This is a genomic window from Arthrobacter sp. SE2 (assembly GCF_058244265.1).
On record NZ_JBZAYA010000039.1, the window covers coordinates 1 to 17,880 of the forward strand.

Consider the following 17,880-nt stretch of genomic DNA (forward strand, 5'->3'; position numbering starts at 1 on the left):
TGGCAGCGTAGAATCATCCACTAATTCCGCTGTCCGAAATCCCCGCAGCAGCTCAGAATCCTCAAACGAGTGGGTGATGCGCGCCGGGAAATCGAAATCAGCGCTTTGCCGGTTGCGGGCCTCCAGGCTGTCGGCGATGAGCGAGCACGGGTTGGGTGCTGCGCCCGCAGCGGGTACGTTGCGGGCGCAGCGGCCTGGTAGGTGTGTGTTGCCGGGATTCGCTGTTATTGCTGGGGGCTAGCTGATGGCAAGGCTGACTTCATCTGCTTGACGTCCAGGGAGGTGAGGTTAGCGTTTCCTCCGTTGGAGAAAGCTTCGATGCCTTGGCTGGATGGGTCGGGGAAGATCTGGTCTGTCAGGACGATCTTTCCGTCGTCGGCGAAGACTTCGACCGAGGACCAGTCGACCAGGATGTGAAGTTTGACCGCTCCTCCAGTCGTGGTTAGCGGCGCGGTCTGGACTCCGGGGAAGCTGGAGCTGAATCCTACGGCGCCGGACTTGGTCCGGTCGATGTAGACCTGTCCGGACTTGTTGTCATAACCGATGAGAGTTTCCTGGCCGGACCCGGTGTGGACCTTCAGTCCATAGGAGCTGGCGGTACCGGCAGCGAAGGACGCGGTGATGTCGACCGCTTTCCCTGTGGCCGGCAGGACGGTGCTTCCGGCGGGCACGGACATTTTCTCCTCGTGGACGGACGGCCCTGTGGTGAGTTCGTTGAGCTGATTGACCGGTGTCTGCGCCAGACGGGTTACCCCGTCAACGTTTTGAAGTGACAGCTCCCGGGGGACCGTCATCGCGCTGCGCCAGGGTGAGGTGGGGATGGATCCTCCGTAGTCCCAGTTGTTCATCCAGCCGATCATGATCCGTTTGCCGCCGGGGGCGTCGTTGAAAGTGACTCCGGCGTAGTTGTCCTTGCCGTAATCGACCCAGTGTGCGCGCTGGATTGCCGGTTGTGCAGCGGTGTCGGAGAGGGTGAACTGGTCGGCGAGGATATGCCCCCAGCCCCCTGTGTTGTTGTCGCTGATTTCGATGTGCCCGGTTTTTCCTTGAAGGTCGCTGAGGTCCCAGCTGTTCCAGTCCAGGCTTTCGCTGTCCTGTCCCCTGGAGCTTCGCACGACTTTTCCGTCCACCACGAGGTTGACGGAGGTCTGCGTGTCCCAGGGCTTGGCTGCGGTGTCGGCGAAGACGATGTCGCCCACCATGAGGTGGCCCCATCCTCCGGTGGACCCGTCGTTCTGGTCCACGACCTGGATCTGTGCCTGCTGGCCTTGGTACTTGCTCACGTCCCAGTTCGTCCACGTCAGGTCAGGGCTGTTGGGGCCGGTGGTGGTCGCGACGACCTGTCCGCCGATGATCAGGTTGACCGCGGTCGGGTTCGCCTGGCCCGAGGGGTGGTTCCCGCCGGCGACCTGGAGATCGATGTACGGGCTGTTGACCGTGAACGTCGGCGAGGTGATGGTGCCCGTGCCGGGATCCCCCGCGGGCGCATAGGTGTCCAGCACCTTCGGGCCGAGCTGGTTGGGCAGGCTCTCTGTCGACGGGCCGGAGTTGACGAAGGATCCGGTGGCGGTCCACCCGGCACCGTAGGTGGTCCCTGAGAAGTCGTTGAAGACCTGACCGGTCGGCAGGGTGCCGAACGGTACCGTGTTGGGTACGTAGGGGTGGTTGCCGCCGCCGACGAGGAAGTTCAGGTGGGGCTTGCTGACCGTGAATGTCTGCGAGCTCAGCGTCCCGGTCGACCCGTCGCCGCCGTTGAAGCTGTTGACCAGGTAGTTGCCCGGGAATCCGGAGACGGTCTGCTGGTTGGGCAGCGTGCCGGCGGCGGGCGAGGTGCCGAACGCGGTGCCGGTGGCTGTCCAGCTCCCGAAGCTGCCGGTCTCGAAGCTGTCCAGCGGGGTTCCCGCTGGGGCGACGTAGGGTTTGTCATCGGAGGTGAACGTCGTACCGTCGAAACTTCCCGTGAAATACTGCACGCCCGAACCCCCGGCGATCCCGCCGGGGTTGAGGTTGACCGTGAGTACCCACTTCTGTTTCCCGGGATTGGCCGGGTCCGGCAAGGGGAACAGATCCGGGCACTCCCAGACGCCGCCGGTGGCACCGGCAGGTCCGAAATCACTCAGATGTTTCCACGTTTTCAGGTCAGGAGAACTGTAGAAAGTCACCTTGTGCTGGTCAGACAGCACGGCTGACATCAGCCACTCATGCCCGGCCTCGTACCAGAACACTTTCGGGTCCCTGAAATTGTTCGAGCCGATATCCAGGACTGGGTTCCCGGCGTACTTGGTGAAGGTCCGGCCTTTGTCCATGCTGTAGGCGAGAGCCTGGGACTGCTTGCCTGTGGCTTTATCGGCCGCCGTGTAGATGGCCACCATGGCAGGGTTGCCCGGCTGGCCGAAACCTGTCGTGTTGTTCTTGTCGATGACCGCACTGCCGGAGAAGATCATGTCTTTCCCATCCTGCGGAATGGCCAGCGGTAGCTGCGTCCAGTGCACCAGGTCGGTGCTGACGGCGTGGCCCCAAGACATGTTGCCCCAGGTGTCCCCGGAAGGGTTGTACTGGAAGAACATGTGGTATTCGCCCTGGTAGTAGAGCAGCCCGTTCGGATCGTTCATCCAGTTCGTCGCCGGGCTGAAGTGGAACTGGGGCCGGTATGTCTCGGAGTAGGGCGCGGAAGTCCCGGCCGCGCCGGAAGGCGTCGAGGCCGCCCCGGAGGTGTCCGCGGCCAGAGCCGGGGCGGACAGCGGAAGGGCGCTGCCAGCAGTCATTACGGCTGCGAGGATCAGGGCGTTGAGACCCTTTTTTGATTTTGGTCCGGGTGTCAGCCCGGGACCGGAATGTGTGCGGCGCACGTATTCACCTTTCGTGTCGACAGTGACAGGCAGGTAATGCCGGTTGTCGCCCGGGCTGGTTTTGCAGGGACTTGGTTGAATCAAATCCTGCGCGCGTTTTGCGCCAGAGTCACCGGAACGTAGACAACGTTGTCAAAAGGGGAACTTACGACCTGTCCACCGGACAAGTCAACGATTTCAAAGAAAACCACGGGGCAGAATATCCGATGCAGAAACATCAACCCGGGGCCCTTTCCGCTTGGTGGATGGCTCAATCCCAGCACGCGGACCGCGGCAATCGGGGGCGATAGCCAAGGCCAATCCAACCAGTCATCTCCAGCTCGGATGCTCCAATCCTCGGATCTGCCGGGGGCGCGTGGCCATACCGGGTCTACGAGCGAGCCTACGAGCGAGCAGGGAAAATATAACTAAATCGCCGGGCCGTGAGGGAAGTCGACTAGGAGGAGACAACGGTGTCGACCTCGGAGATTGGCCTTCACCGACCCGCGCCTCTGCGCGGCCATCGTGGACCGGCTCACCTTCAACGGAGCCGTCATCGAAACCGGGACGGCCTCCTACCGCCTCGCCCACACACTGGCCCAACAAGCGGCCAGCCAAGCCGCCACGAGGAAGTTCAATGGGTGCTCGCGCCGGGTGGTATCCCGGTGGAAGCCGTTGACAGCTACGAGGTAACGCGTGTAACCTCGCTCACAATGCGGTAGGTAACTCGCGTTACCTCAGCGCAAGCGCGGGAACACCTCAGACCGAACCCTGGCACAACACCCAGGACCAACGAAGACCACCGGAGCATGCAATGGCGAAAACCACGACCCCCAGGAAAGCCGCGGCTGTGCGGCAGCGGGGTGTGACCATGAGTGATGTCGCCCAGCACGCCGGTGTCTCCCGTACAGCAGTCTCGTTCGTGCTGAGCAACCGCGAAAACGCCAGCATTTCTGAGGAAACGCGCACCCGCATCAACGACGCCGTGCAGGCTTTGGGTTACCGCCCGAACGCCGGAGCACGCGCACTGGCTTCCCAGCGCAGTGATTGGTACGGACTCGTCACCGAGATCGTGACGGCCCCGTTTGCGGTGGACATCATCAAGGGCGCCCAGGACCAGGCCTGGCTTGACCATCGGTTCCTGCTCATCGCGCCTTCCGACCAGGCCGATGCCGTAGGACCCAATCAAGGCCTGGAAGATGCAGCAACGGAAAAGCTGCTGGAACAACGAGTGGAAGGACTTTTGTACGCGGCAACGTACCACCGCGGCGTGCATGTTCCGGAAAGCGCCCACGAGGTTCCCACCGTCCTGATCAATTGTTTCGACGCGGACGGGAAGCTGCCCTCGATCGTCCCGGACGAGCGCGCGGGCGGCAGGGTTGCCGTCGAGCGTTTGCTCCGGGCCGGCCACAGCAGGATCGGAGTCATCAACCTGGACCCGCACATTCCCGCGGCCGTCGGGCGTTTGGAGGGTGCCCGCGAAGCACTCGCCGGCGCCGGGCTCGAACTGGATCCGGAGCTGGTGGTGTCCGGGCATGCGACGGCGGATGGAGGCTACGAGGCGGCCTGCGAAATCCTGGACCGCTATCCGAAAGATCAAAGGCCAACCGCCCTGTTCTGCCTCAATGACCGCATGGCGATGGGCGCTTATGACGCCATCAAGGAACGGGGACTGACCATCCCCGGAGACATCGCCGTGATCGGCTTCGACAACCAGGAACTGATTGCGGCCTACCTCAGGCCAAAGCTGACCACGGTTGCGTTGCCCTTCGAAAAAATGGGCGCACTGGGAGTCCAGACGCTCGCAGCTCTCACAGCAGGACAGCCGATCACTGCCGACCAGCAATTGGTCGACTGTCCGCTGCTAGAACGCTCTTCGGTCTGACCGTGAAATCAATGCCGAAGAGCAAACCCTTACCCACCCCTTCACCTTGCTGATGAAGATAGGAAAGAGATACCCATCATGACACAACCCCGATTCTTGAGGTCTGCCCGCATTGCAGCGGCCGGACTGGCTGTGGGTGCGATGCTGCTGACTGGCTGCGCTGCCACCGTCAACAAGTCCGCAGGCACCGACGCCGGAGCTAACGCGAACGCCTTCCTGACCATCCCGCGTGAGGACATGAGCACCTTCGACCGTAACTTCAACCCCTTCGCCCCCACTGTGAACCCCATGGTCCAGCAGGCCATCTACGAACCCCTGCTGGTCTTCAACCCGGCCAAAGGCAACACCGTCCCCTGGCTGGGCGCCTCCTGGGACGCTGCCAAGGACGGCAAGTCCGTCACCTTCACCCTGCGTGACGGCGTGAAGTGGTCCGACGGGCAGCCTTTCGTCGCCGATGACGTGGCCTACACCTTCCAGCTGCAGAAGAAGCTCAAGGGCGGCTTCGAGTACCTGGATTCCGTCACTCCGGCGGGCACCGACAAGGTGACATTCACCTTCAACAAGCCCTGGTCCCCCGCGCTCTATGAGATCGGGCAGCTCCCCATCCTCCCCAAGCACATCTGGTCATCCATCGCCGATCCGGCGAAGGACACCAACGCCAACCCCGTGGGAACCGGCCCCTACACCCAGGTGGACAGCTTCCAGTCCCAGTCCTTCGTGCTGAAGAAGAACCCGAACTACTGGCAGCCTGACAAGCAGAAGATCGCCGGCATCAAGATGCTGGCGATGTCCGGAAACGATGCCGCCAACCTGGCCAGCGTCAACGGCGATGTGGACTGGTCCACCCAGTTCATCCCGAACATCGAGAAGACCTTCATCGCAAAGGACAAGGACCACCGCCACTTCTGGTTCCCGCCGACGGGCGCCATGATCAACTGGCAGTTGAACACCAGCGAGGCGCCGTTCAATGACGCGACGGTGCGCAAGGCCCTGAGCATGGCGGTTGACCGTGACCAGGTCACCAAGATCGGCATGAGCGGGTACGCCACTCCGGCCGACTGCACAGGCCTCTCCGGCAACTACGCGAGCTGGAAGAACGCCGATGTGGCGAACAACTGCACTTGGACCAAGCTGAACGTCGACGAAGCGAACAAGATGCTCGACGCCGCCGGTTACCCCAAGGGCGCGGACGGCAAGCGCACCCTCAAGGACGGCAAGCCTTTCGAGTTCAAGATCTCCGTGGGCGCCAGCTCCTCCGACTGGCTCTCCGTGGCCAACGTGATCTCCCAGAACCTCCAGGCCATCGGCGTGACCGCCAAGGTGGACTCCCCTGACTGGGCCTCCGTCGTCTCCGGCTACGAGCAGGGAACGTTCGACACCGGCATCGTCTGGAGCGCGAACGACCCCAGCCCGTTCAAGTACTTCAGCTCCACCATGGGCACATCCACCGTCAAGCCGGTGGGCGCCAAGGCCACCGAGAACTACCACCGTTTCGGGGATCCAAAGGCCGATGATCTCCTGCAGCAGTTCGCTGCTGCTGGCGACGAAGCCGCACAGAAGCAGATCGCGAACCAGCTTCAGGCAGAATACAACGCGGTGGCCCCGACGGTTCCGCTGTTCTCCGGCCCCGAATGGGGCGACTACACGGACGTTCACTTCACGGGATGGCCCACTCAGGACAACCCCTACGCAACGCTCTCTGACCGCTCCCTCACCACGGTCCTGGTCCTGACCACTCTGGAACCGCGCAAGTAGCCGGCGCCAGTTCTCGGCCGGTGGCTGTAGGTGCCATATTCCGGTTCCCACCGGCCGAGAACCTTTTCATCTTTCCCGCCCGGGACCACTGTCGTCCCGGACCCCGCCTTTCCCGAACGGAGCAACCGTGCGCTTCATCCTGCGCCGCCTGGGTTTCTACCTGATCGCCTTCTGGGCCTCCATCACCCTCAACTTCCTGCTCCCGCGTTTCATGCCGGGAGACCCCGTCTCACGCATGTTCGCCCGTACCCAGGGCAAGATGCAGCCCGAACAGATCGAAGCCCTGCGCAAGATGCTCGGCGTGGATACGCGGCCGCTCTGGGAACAGTACGTCGACTACATGCACAACATCCTGACCGGCCAGGTGGGTGTCTCAATCTCGCGTTTCCCCACCCCGGTCACCGAGGTCATCGCCAGCCAGATCGGCTGGACCCTTTTGCTGGGCGGAACCGCCCTGGTGTTCGCCGCCATCATTGGCAATCTCCTCGGCATCCTGGCCGCCTGGCGACGCGGCGGCGCGATCGACTCCGCCCTGCCGCCGCTCCTGATCTTCATTGGATCCTTCCCGTACTTCTGGCTGGCCATGGGAGCCCTGTACCTGTTCGGCGTAGTGCTGGGCTGGTTCCCGATCCGCCACGCTTTCACGGATGGACTGGAGCCCGCCTTCACCTGGGAGTTCATCGGCGACGTCGGCGCGCACCTTGTGCTCCCGGCGCTGACGATCGTCCTGGTGTCCATCGGCGGCTGGATGTTGGGCATGCGGAACACCATGATCGCCACGAACGCCGAGGACTACATCACCATGGCAGAGGCCAAGGGTCTCCGGCCGGGCCGCATCATGCTCCGCTACGCGGCAAGGAACGCCATGCTCCCGTCGGTCACGAGCTTCGGCATGAGCCTGGGCTTCGTGGTGGGTGGTGCAATGCTCACCGAAGTGGTGTTCGCGTATCCCGGCGTCGGCTACCAACTCCTCAACGCCGTCCAAGGCCTCGACTACCCGCTTATGCAGGGCCTGTTCCTGACCATCACCGCCGCCGTGCTGCTCGCGAACTTCCTGGTGGACATCCTCTACGTCCGCCTCGACCCGCGTGTGCGCAGCAACTGAGGGACCCATCATGACAACCGCAATTCTCAAGCAGCCCACTGAGCCCACTGAGCCCACAGCTGCCCGCAAGCCCAACCGCAGTTTCGTCCACGGACTTATCACCAACAAGAAGGCCCTGGTGGGCATGATCGTGATGCTCGTGTTCATCGCGCTTGCGTTCCTGGCCCCCGTGCTGTTCCCCGGAGACCCATCGCGGATCACCGCGATGGCCTCGCTGGAACCGTCTCCCGAGCACTGGCTCGGCACCACGGCCAAAGGTCAGGACGTGCTTGCCCTGACTGTCCATGGCTCCCGCAGTTCCCTGTTCGTCGGGTTGACTGTGGGCTTCGCATCCACCTTCATCGGCATTTTGGTGGGCCTGGCGTCGGCGTACTTCGGCAAGTTCATTGACGAAGCACTGTCCCTGGTGACCAACGTCTTCCTGCTCCTGCCCGGACTCCCGCTCCTTGTCATCCTGGCAGCTTTCCTGCCGCCGGGTTTGGGAACCGTGATCCTGGTGCTCGTGGTCACCGGCTGGGCCGGGTCGGCACGGGTATTGCGCTCCCAGGCGTTGTCCATCCGCTCAAAGGACTTTGTGGCCGCGGCCGTTGTGTCCGGCGAACGGGCGGGCCGCATCATGTTCCGGGAAATCCTGCCGAACATGGCATCGATCGTCATGGGAACCTTGCTCGGCTGCGTGATTTACGGTATCGGCGCCCAGGCAGGCCTGGAGTTCCTTGGCCTGGGCGACGTGAGCACCGTTTCCTGGGGCAACAACCTCTTCTGGGCCGGCAACGAGGGCGCCCTACTGACCGGCAGCTGGTGGGTCTTTGTTCCCTCGGGTGTCTGCATCGCGCTGGTCGCGTTCGCACTGGCCCTCATCAACTATGCCGTGGACGAGGTCACTAATCCGCGGCTACGGAAGATCAAAACCCCAAAGAATACCGAAAGGAGCGCCGCCAAGTGACAGTCTCACAAGTTTCCTTCGGCTCCCATGAGCCCGTCCTCGACGTCAAGAACCTCAGCGTCAAGTACATCGGCGACACCCGCTCCACCACCGCCGTCGACCGTGTTTCCTTCAGCATCGGCACCGGTGAGGTGTTCGGGCTGGCGGGCGAGTCCGGCTGTGGGAAGTCCACCATCGCCAACTCGATCATGCGCCTCCTGAAGGATCCCGCGAAGATCGCCGGCGGCAGCATCTCCTTCGGCGGCAAGGATGTCCTGGCCATGAGCCCGGACGAGCTGCGGCGCTTCCGCTGGCAGGACGTCGCTATGGTGTTCCAGTCGGCCATGAACTCGCTCAACCCAGTGCTGACCATCGGCGAGCAGATTGTGGATATTTTCACCACTCATGCGGGCCACTCGCGCAAAGAATCGCTGCGGCGCGCCGGCGAGTTGCTCGAATTGGTGAGGATCGACCCCGCACGCCTCAAGTCCTACCCACACCAGCTCTCGGGAGGCATGCGGCAGCGCGCCGTGATCGCCATGGCCGTAGCGCTCAAGCCGTCCCTCTTGATCCTCGACGAACCCACCACCGCGCTGGACGTCGTGGTGCAGCAGGAAATCATGGCCCAAATCAAGGAACTCCAACGCGAACTGGGATTCTCCGTCCTCTTCATCACCCACGACATGTCCCTCATGGTGGAGCTCTCGCACCGCATGGCCGTGATGTACGGAGGCCGGATCGTGGAGACCGCGAAAGCCCGGGACGTCTACGCAAACCCCCGCCACCCCTACACTCAGGCCCTCATGGGTGCGTTCCCGCCGCTCACCGGTCCGCGGGTTCCGCTGACCGGACTGCCCGACGGCGTGAAGTTCCGAAACATCCCGGACCTCAGCCAAGCAGCACCCGGCCATTTCGTGGCACCGGTCAGTGCCGACGCTTCAGCGGCTGATGACACCGCCATCATGGAAGGAGCCGCACGATGAGCCACGCTGTGCTTTCATCCCAGCGCCCCTCCCCCGACACAGAAGCTACGGCCCTCGAGGTCCGCGGACTAGGAAAGTCTTTCCCTATAGGTGGTTTGTTCTCCCGGGAGTCCGTCCGGGCCCTGCACGGCGTAGACCTGACCATTGGCCGCGGAGAAATCGTGGCCCTCGTGGGAGAGTCCGGGTCGGGTAAGAGCACCCTGGCCCGGTGCGTTGCCCGGCTGGAACGACCGAGCTCCGGCGAGATCCTGATCGACGGCGTCGACGTCCTCAAGCGCGACCGCTTCCAGGCATCGCGCGCCTTCCGCTCCCAACTGCAGATGGTCTTCCAGGATCCCTTCGGCTCGCTGAATCCTGCCCACAGAGTGGAGCATTTCCTGCGGAGGTCGCTAGCGATCCACCGGAAGGGCGGCAGCTCCGAGACAGAGACACAGCAGCGACTCGAGGAGCTTATGACCACCGTAGGCCTGCAGGCCGACATGCTGAACTCCTACCCGCACGAGCTCTCCGGCGGGCAGCGCCAGCGAGTCGCGATCGCCCGGGCCCTCGCCGTGGAACCACAGGTCATCCTCGCTGACGAACCCACCTCCATGCTGGATGTTTCGGTCCGGATCGGCGTGCTGAACCTGATGCGCAAACTCCGCGATGAGCAGGGAATCTCCATGCTCTACATCACACACGACCTCGCTTCGGCCCGATACCTCGCGGACCGGACAGCCGTCATGTTCGCCGGTGAACTCGTTGAAGAGGGCGAGTCCTTGGACCTCCTGGCCAACCCGGCCCACCCGTATACGCAACTGCTGGTCTCAGCCGTCCCGGATCCGGCCAGGGCGGGCTCCTACGATCCCGTCCGCCGGGCCGAGCTGCGGCAGGCTGTGATGGCTTCGACCACTTGCGCTTTCGACGGCGACCCAAACCAGGCCTGCTCGGCCGAGGAACCCGTTCGCCACGGTGTCGGCGACCCTGAAAACCTCCACTGGGTGCGCTGCCACCTCTACCGCCCGCAGGCTGGAGCCGGCGGCCACGCCTTGGCAACTGAACCTACCGTCAACAAGGCCTCCGCATGACAGAATCGACGCACCCGCTCGCCACCGTCCCCCAGGACGAACTGATTGCCCGCGCCGATGCGGACCCCCTTCGGCCGCGCTTCCATTTCGTGTCCCCGGCCGGTTGGCTGAACGACCCCAACGGCGTGAGCCAATGGAACGGCACCTATCACCTCTTCTACCAGTACAACCCCGAAGGCGCCTTCCACCACCGCATCCAGTGGGGCCACGCCACCAGCACCGACCTCGTCCACTGGACGGACCAGCCAGTGGCACTGGAACCGTCCGCAGGTCCGGACGCCGACGGCTGCTGGTCGGGGGTGTTGGTGAACGACGGTGGCACGCCCACCTTGGTGTACTCGGGCCGGCTAGGCGAGAAGGAGTTGCCCTGCGTTGCCGTGGGATCCGCAGACCTGCTGAGGTGGAGCAAAATTCCTCAGAACCCGGTCATCGCAGCCCCGCCGGCCGGCGTGGAGATCACGGCGTATCGCGATCACTGCGTGTGGCGCGAGGAGTCCATCTGGCGGCAGTTGGTGGGATCGGGCATTCGTGGGCGCGGCGGTACGGCGTTCCTGTACGAGTCCCGCGATCTGCGCTCCTGGGAATACGTCGGGCCGCTGTTCATCGGTGACGCCTCCCAGGGCGATCCTGCCGATACCGACTGGACCGGGACCATGTGGGAATGCGTTGACCTGTTCCGGGCAGGCGGGGGCTCGTTGGGTACGGTTCGTACTTCTGCTGACGCGCCCGACGTGCTGGTCTTTTCCGCATGGGACGACGGCGACACCAGACACCCGCTGTACTGGACCGGTCGCTATTCGGAAAACTCCTTCGAGCCTGCCGGGCTGCATCGGCTCGACTACGGAGGACGGTTCTTCTACGCGCCGCAGTCCTTCCAGGATCAGTCCGGCCGACGCATCATGTTTGGCTGGCTTCAGGAGGGCCGCAGCAATGCCGCGATGGTGGAGGCCGGATGGTCGGGCGTCATGAGTTTGCCGCGCGTCACCACCCTGGCCGATGACGGGACTCTCCGTTTCGCACCCGTGCCCGAAATCGAGAAGCTGCGCCGGGACCACGTCGGCCTGCCGGAACAGGAATTGGTGCCCGGGGCACCTGTGCCTACCGGGGTGTCCGGCAACCAACTGGACCTCGAACTGGATGTGCAGCTCGAGCCTGGTGCTGTGCTGCGGCTGGGCTTGCTTGGATCGGCTGACAATGGTGTCTTCGGCAGTTCCAGGGAGGAAACAGTGATCGAGCTGTGCCGGACCACTGAAGGCGGCAGCCAAGGCACACTCCGCCTCGACCGTACTCAGAGCAGCCTCGATCCAACCGTTGATGTCGACGACAAGTCCGGACCGCTCCCGATGCCCGACGGCCGGGTGCACCTGCGCGTTCTGGTGGACCGGTCCGCCGTCGAAATTTTCGCCAACGGCAAGCCGCTCACCGCCCGCGTTTACCCGACCCTGGCCGGTGAGCACGTGAGCATCGCCGCCGAAGGCACCGTGAGGCTGCTCTCCTTCGATGCCTGGACCATGGCTGAGATCTTTGGAGGAGCTCGGAACCTCTTCCCCTAACTCAGTCCGCCCTCTCCCGCCTTTGGAGTCATCTCCAAGTCGCTCAGCCGCCGAACAGCGCCCCGCGCCGTTCGCCGGCTGGATGGCCGCCTCACCCTTCCTCAGGAAGACGAAATGAAACGAGACTTTGATTCATGACCGCGGTAACCGCGCACACACGTGAAGCGTCCCGGCCGACAGTGCATTACGCCACCAAAAACACATGGCTCAATGACCCCAACGGCCTCATCTTGATTATGGCAGCTTGATTGGAGACCGGTTTCGCAGTCTGATCGGGGCCCACTTCACGGCTCGCCGGTTGATGAATCGCAGTTTCAGTTGAGCCCACCCCACCGTTGGTTCCATCAAAGTGTTTTTCCCAACAGTGGAAGGCAGTGATGGAGTCGAGAGTGGAGCTGTTCGCGAGTAGCCGGCGGGATGCCAGGGTTCATGGTTTGTCTATCCGGGCTCTTGCCCGCCGGCACCGGGTTGCCAGGAGGACTGTCCGTCAGGCTCTGGCTTCGGCGGAACCGCCCGAGCGGAAGCCTCCCCAGCGCCGGGCTCCGAAGCTGGGTCCGTTGAAGAGTGTTATTGATCAGATGCTGCTCGCTGATCTGGATGCCCCGCGGAAGCAACGCCATACCGCGCAACGGGTTTTCGACCGTCTGGTGGACGAACACCAGGCGGTCATTTCATACTCCACGGTCCGTCAGTATGTGAAGGCCCGCCGGGCCGAGATCGCGGTTGAGTCCGGGAACGCGCCGGTGGACGCGTTCATCCCGCAGGAACACGCCCCCGGCGCCGAAGCCGAGGTCGACTTCGGTGATGTGTGGGTGGACCTGGACGGTGTGAGGACCCGCTGCTACATGTTCGCTTTCCGGCTCAGTCACTCTGGGAAGTCCGTCCACCGAATTTTTCCAACGTGTGCCCAGGAGGCCTTCCTCGAAGGCCACATCGACGCGTTCAATGTGCTTGGCGGGGTGCCGACCAAACATATCCGCCATGACAACCTCACCTCTGCCGTGACCAAGGTCGTCTACGGTGCCGGCCGGCACCGGATGGAGAACGAGCGCTGGGTCCTTTTCAAATCGCACTTTGGGTTCGACGCTTTCTACTGCGAACCAGGCATCAAGGGCGCCCACGAGAAGGGCGGCATTGAAGGTGAGGTGGGCCGGTTCCGGCGGAACTTCCTAACCCCGGTCCCGGCGGTGAAGACCCTTGCCGAGCTCAACGACAAGCTCAGGGTCTGGGACGAGGAAGAAGACACCCGCAGGATCTCCCACCGGCTGCGCACGATCGGGGATGATTTCGCCGTGGAACAGCCCCTGCTCTCACCGCTGCCGGCAGAAGCCTTTGATCCTGGCCTGGTGCTCACGCCACGGGTCGACAGGTCCTCGCTGGTCACGGTCCGTTCGATGAAGTACTCCGTCCCGGCGCGGTTCATCAACCGGAAAGTCCGGGTGTCCCTGCAAGCAACGCAGGTGAAGATCTTCGATGGCCGTGCCCTGATCGCCACCCACCCACGAACGGTGGGCAGGGGCAGGCAATGCGTGCAGCTGGACCACTACCTTGAAGTGCTGCGGATCAAGCCCGGCGCGCTGCCGGGATCCACGGCACTGGCCCAAGCCCGGGAATCGGGGGTCTTCACCCCGGCGCACGACGCGTTCTGGGCTGCTTCTCGCAAAACAGACGGTGACACCAAAGCGGTCCTGGAACTGATCGACGTACTGCTCCTGCACCGGGTGATGGACGCCGAGCACGTGGTTGCCGGGATCACCGCTGCCCTGACGGTGGGCGCGGTCAGCGCCGACGTCGTCGCTGTCGAAGCCAGACGCATAGCGGCCGAACGCAGCACCCCAGGCTGGGTCCGGCCCGATTGCGATCCCGGCGTAAATACCGCTGTCGTCGAGCACCGCGTTGTCAGTCTCACCCAACGCCGCCTGGCAGACCCGGCGGCAGTGATCGCGGGCCTGCCACCGGACACCCGCCCGGTCCCGACAGTTGCCGACTATGACCAGCTGTTGGCCAAACGTACCACCCATGCCACCGAACCCGGACCGTCAACCACATCCAAGGAACAGATCTCGTGAGCCCAACCCCGCCAGTTGTCGTGTCCCAGACCCTGCGCCGCCGCCGCGGCCTGACCGAACAAGCCGCTGTCGCCGCGGTGGATCAAGCCTGCAGACGGCTGCGGCTGCCCACGATCAGGGCCGTCCTGGACGAAGCCCTCTCCGTCGCCGGCAAAGAACAACTCTCCTACCAAGGATTCCTTGCCGAACTGCTGCTGGCAGAGTGTGATGACCGGGACCGGCGTTCCTCGATCCGCAGGGTCAAATCAGCCGGCTTCCCACGGGACAAATGGCTTGGCGACTTCGACTTCGACGCGAATCCGAACATCAACCCCGCCACGATCCACACCCTCGCCAGCGGGGACTGGATCCGCAAAGGCCAGCCCCTGTGCCTGATCGGGGACTCAGGAACCGGCAAATCCCACCTGCTCATAGGCCTTGGCACCGCGGCCGCGGAGAAAGGATTCCGGGTCAAATACACCCTCGCGACCAGACTCGTGAACGAACTCGTGGAGGCCGAGAACGATAAAGCCCTCGCCAAAACCATCGCCCGTTACGGCCGCGTCGACCTACTCTGTATTGACCTATGCCGAGCCCGCAACTATGCCGAGGCAACCGTCGGTTCGGGCTGGTGCACGGGGTTCCGGCGGCTGGCGGCTCGGCATAGTTACAGGCTTTCGAGGAACGCAAGGACCTTGTCTGTCGGATGGTATCGGCCGGGGCTCGCGGATGCTGGTGTGGTCAGGGCGAGGGCTTTCTCCTTGATGGTGAGGTCGGCGTGGACGTAGGCGTCGGTGGACCGTACTCCGGCATGGCCGAGCCAGAGGGCGATCACCGAAGTGTCGACCCCGGCTTGGAGCAGGGTCATTGCGCAGCTGTGACGAAACACGTGGGGGTGGATTCGTTTGCCTGATAGCGATGGGCAGTGTTTTGCCGCGGTGGTCGCGTGGGTACTGACTCTCAGCGCGACAGCGTCGCGGCTGAGCCGCCGCCCGGTGCGGGTTGGGAACATCGGGTCTTGGGGTTGTCCGGCTCGTTCGGCCAGCCAGGAACGCAGCAGTCCCTCACCGGGAGCGGTGAGAGGAACGGCGCGTTGTTTACGTCCTTTGCCTTCGCAGCGGACGTTCGCGCCGGTGCCCAGCGTGACATCGGCGCAGTTCAAGCCCGTGAGCTCGGAAACCCGCAGCCCGGTCTGGATGGCCAGCAGGATCAGGGCCCTGTCGCGTCGGCCCTCCCATCTGGACAAGTCCGGGGCAGCGACGATGGCGTCGATCTCGGGCGGGGTCAGGAACGTCACGATGCGCTTGTCGAACCGCTTCGGCGGGATGGCGAGAACGCGCTGGATCAGCAGTGCGTGCTCGGGGTGGCGTAACGCGGCGTAGGAGAACAGTGAGCGGATTGCTGTCAGGCGGACGTTGCGGGTCCTGATGCTGTTGCCTCTCGTGGTCTCCAGATGGGTGAGGAATCCAGTGATCATGGCCGCGTCCAGGTCGTCCCAGTCCAGTTGGGAAGGCAACTTGCCGGTCCGTGCGTGGATGAACTCCAGCAGCAGCTTGAGGGCATCGCGGTAGGCTGCGATGGTCCGTGGGGTGGCTTGGCGCTGTTGGGCGGGCCGGTCGGTGAAGAACATCTGCAGGGTTGGTGCGATCATCGTCATGAGCGTGCCGCCGTCCAGCCGGTGTTCTGGCGTTCTGCTGCCAGGGAGAGCAATTCCGGCGCGGAGAGATACCAGTAGGTGGATGCCGGTTCGCGGTGGCCCAGGTATGTCGACAGCGATGGAAGCTTCGCCTGTACGTTCTCGCCGGTGCGATACCAGCTGAGGAGGGTGCGGACCGCGAAAGTGTGCCGCAGATCGTGAAGCCTGGGCGCAGAAGGTGCCCCGGCCCCGATGCCGGCGGCATCGACCAGTTGCCGGAATGTCTGGCAGACGACCACGTAGCTGAGGCGTTTGTGGGTCCGGGATACGAAGAAGCTTGGCTCCTTCGGTCGCGGTTCGAGCTCGTCCCGGAGTTCGGCGTGGCGGGCCAGCGCCTGCATGGCAGTGTGGTGAAGTGGAACCAGCCGGGATTTGCCGAACTTGGATTCGCGGATCAGAAGCAGGCTCTCGGACCAGTCGATGTCGCTGCGGTCGAGCTTGATTGCCTCACCGATCCGCAGACCGGCCGCCGCAAGCAGCCCGATCAAAGTCTCGTAGGTCGCGGCGCGCAGCGGTGAGTGGATCGAGATGCGTGCCTGGCCCATCAGCGCCTCGATGTCGGTTGTGGAGTAGATGAACGGTTGGCGCCATCGTTGCCGGCGCGGCATCAGACCCAACGGCGGGATCTCCGTGCCGGGGTAAATGCCGGCCAGGTAGCGGGCGAACCCCCGGGCTGCCGTCATCCGCCTCGGCCCCGCGGCCGCCACTTGGCCTATCGGCTTTTGCTGCGCCCAATCCAGCGCCGTCTGGGTGGTCACCGTGGACGCTCTGAGACCGTCGAGATAAGCCACGAAGCCTGGCAGCAGCCATCGGGCCTCGGCCATTTCGTGTCCGAGCGAACGGCGCAGTTGCAGATAGTCCGCGAGATGCGGCTCCAGCGCACTCACCGCACGACCCCCGGCCAGGGCTGGGCAACTTGGCGCAGCGCGACCAGGTCAACCTTGGCGTAGAGGGCTGTCGTGGCAAGATCCTGATGGCGCAAGACCTGGCTGATCGCCACCAATCCGGCGCCCTTGCGGAGCATCTCACCGGCCAGTGCGTGCCGCAGCCCGTGCGGTCCGACGTTGGGCAGGCCTGCACGTTTGCAGGACCGCTCGACAACATCGCCGACCAGGTCGGCAACGGCAACCGGTCTTGCCGGCGCGCCTTGCCCCGGACCATGAGCTCACCGGACCGCCAGTCAACGTCATGCAGTTCCATCCGTGCGACCTCGATGGACCGCAGCCCGAGCCGCGCCACCAGCATTACTATCGCGAAGTCCCTGACACCGACCAGCGTGCTGCGGTCAAAGCTGTCGAGCAAAAGCTGCACATCCGACGCGGACATCCCAGGAGGCGGCAGAGTCGCGAATCGCCATCCGCCCACTGCAGGAACCGACGCCGCCAGACTCAACCCGGTAATCCCCTGCAGATAGAGAAAACGCAGGACCGAACGCAGCTCGGCCACCCGGCCCTTCGCCGACCCGGCCGAAACCCGGACGAATTCCCGGAGCAGGAACGCATTGATGTCCTCCCCGGTCAGAGCCTCCGGGGCGAACACTCCACCGGCCGAGGACTCTTGAAGGAACCGGCGTGCGGTGTTCTCGTATCGCAGCACGGTGGTCAGCGCCAAGCCTCGCTCCTCGACCATCCACAGCCGGTACGACGCCAGAAACGAACCCAACGGCGTCACTAAAGGCGCTCTTTCGGGAACGGCGCCCGCCTCCCGCAGGTAGCTCATCAGGGGAACCAAAGCGCGGGGACCTGGGCTCCTGCTCCGGCCACCCCGTCGCCGGGCAGATTGGAACGCAGTCAACCGTTCCTCGTTCAGATCCGCTGTCTTGAGCCCCTCGGCAGAAAGCCAGAGACCGACCTGGCCCAAATCCTTCAACATGTTCCGGACCGTGCCAGGTGTGTAACCCCGCTGCGTCAGCCACGCCCGGTAACCCTCCACGTGCGGCCACAGCTGGCCCGCTTTCCTTCTCGTTCCCGACACTGCACTTTGAGCTGCTGCGGGGATTTCGGACAGCGGAATTAGTGGATGATTCTACGCTGCC

The 17,880-nt window shown here is 63.8% G+C and carries 12 protein-coding genes and 2 pseudogenes; 10 read left to right on the forward strand and 4 right to left on the reverse strand.

Annotated elements, in window-relative coordinates; genetic code table 11:
- Positions 1 to 224 precede the first annotated feature (224 nt).
- The gene (locus AC4CS3_RS23550) at positions 225 to 2,765 is read right to left on the reverse strand and encodes a GH32 C-terminal domain-containing protein (protein ID WP_490785478.1); all 2,541 of its coding nucleotides are present in this window, start codon (positions 2,763 to 2,765) and stop codon (positions 225 to 227) included.
- Positions 2,766 to 3,323: 558 nt separating this feature from the next.
- On the opposite strand from AC4CS3_RS23550, the pseudogene AC4CS3_RS23555 reads away from it, so the two are divergent.
- From AC4CS3_RS23555 to AC4CS3_RS23600, 10 genes and pseudogenes are all read left to right on the forward strand, one after another.
- Positions 3,324 to 3,422 (forward strand): annotated as a pseudogene (locus tag AC4CS3_RS23555) (IS21-like element helper ATPase IstB); the annotation flags it as partial.
- 220 nt (positions 3,423 to 3,642) lie between these two features.
- Entirely contained in the window at positions 3,643 to 4,713 is a 1,071-nt protein-coding gene (locus tag AC4CS3_RS23560; protein WP_490785479.1) for a LacI family DNA-binding transcriptional regulator, read from the forward strand.
- A gap of 78 nt (positions 4,714 to 4,791) precedes the next feature.
- Entirely contained in the window at positions 4,792 to 6,468 is a 1,677-nt protein-coding gene (locus AC4CS3_RS23565) for an ABC transporter substrate-binding protein (protein ID WP_490785480.1), read from the forward strand.
- A 127-nt stretch (positions 6,469 to 6,595) separates the two neighbouring features.
- Positions 6,596 to 7,573 carry an ABC transporter permease gene (locus AC4CS3_RS23570; RefSeq protein WP_490785481.1) on the forward strand — a complete coding sequence of 326 codons (978 nt, stop codon included), beginning with the start codon at positions 6,596 to 6,598 and terminating at the stop codon, positions 7,571 to 7,573.
- Positions 7,574 to 7,583: 10 nt separating this feature from the next.
- A complete protein-coding gene (locus tag AC4CS3_RS23575; RefSeq protein WP_490785482.1) occupies positions 7,584 to 8,519 on the forward strand; it encodes an ABC transporter permease in 936 nt (311 codons plus the stop codon).
- A complete protein-coding gene (locus AC4CS3_RS23580; RefSeq protein ID WP_490785483.1) occupies positions 8,516 to 9,481 on the forward strand; it encodes an ABC transporter ATP-binding protein in 966 nt (321 codons plus the stop codon). The genes AC4CS3_RS23575 and AC4CS3_RS23580 overlap by 4 nt, the downstream gene beginning before the upstream one ends.
- Positions 9,478 to 10,548, forward strand: coding sequence for an ATP-binding cassette domain-containing protein (locus tag AC4CS3_RS23585; protein ID WP_490785484.1), 1,071 nt, complete (start codon positions 9,478 to 9,480; stop codon positions 10,546 to 10,548). The genes AC4CS3_RS23580 and AC4CS3_RS23585 overlap by 4 nt, the downstream gene beginning before the upstream one ends.
- A complete protein-coding gene (locus tag AC4CS3_RS23590; RefSeq protein ID WP_490785485.1) occupies positions 10,545 to 12,101 on the forward strand; it encodes a glycoside hydrolase family 32 protein in 1,557 nt (518 codons plus the stop codon). The genes AC4CS3_RS23585 and AC4CS3_RS23590 overlap by 4 nt, the downstream gene beginning before the upstream one ends.
- Before the next feature lie 377 nt (positions 12,102 to 12,478).
- Positions 12,479 to 14,170, forward strand: coding sequence for an IS21 family transposase (istA, locus tag AC4CS3_RS23595; protein ID WP_490785488.1), 1,692 nt, complete (start codon positions 12,479 to 12,481; stop codon positions 14,168 to 14,170).
- Positions 14,167 to 14,937 carry an ATP-binding protein gene (locus tag AC4CS3_RS23600; RefSeq protein WP_490785486.1) on the forward strand — a complete coding sequence of 257 codons (771 nt, stop codon included), beginning with the start codon at positions 14,167 to 14,169 and terminating at the stop codon, positions 14,935 to 14,937. The genes istA and AC4CS3_RS23600 overlap by 4 nt, the downstream gene beginning before the upstream one ends.
- A 44-nt stretch (positions 14,938 to 14,981) precedes the next feature.
- Here AC4CS3_RS23600 and AC4CS3_RS23605 read toward each other — a convergent pair.
- The 3 genes and pseudogenes from AC4CS3_RS23605 to AC4CS3_RS23615 all read right to left on the reverse strand — a co-directional run.
- Positions 14,982 to 15,806, reverse strand: a pseudogene (locus AC4CS3_RS23605) (tyrosine-type recombinase/integrase); the annotation flags it as partial.
- Complete coding sequence (locus AC4CS3_RS23610) at positions 15,803 to 16,732, reverse strand: tyrosine-type recombinase/integrase (protein ID WP_490785487.1); 930 nt, start codon at positions 16,730 to 16,732, stop codon at positions 15,803 to 15,805. The gene AC4CS3_RS23610 and the pseudogene AC4CS3_RS23605, both read right to left, overlap by 4 nt.
- The gene (locus AC4CS3_RS23615) at positions 16,729 to 16,959 is read right to left on the reverse strand and encodes a tyrosine-type recombinase/integrase (RefSeq protein ID WP_490785489.1); all 231 of its coding nucleotides are present in this window, start codon (positions 16,957 to 16,959) and stop codon (positions 16,729 to 16,731) included. Before AC4CS3_RS23615 ends, AC4CS3_RS23610 begins: the two co-directional genes overlap by 4 nt.
- Positions 16,960 to 17,880 lie beyond the last annotated feature (921 nt).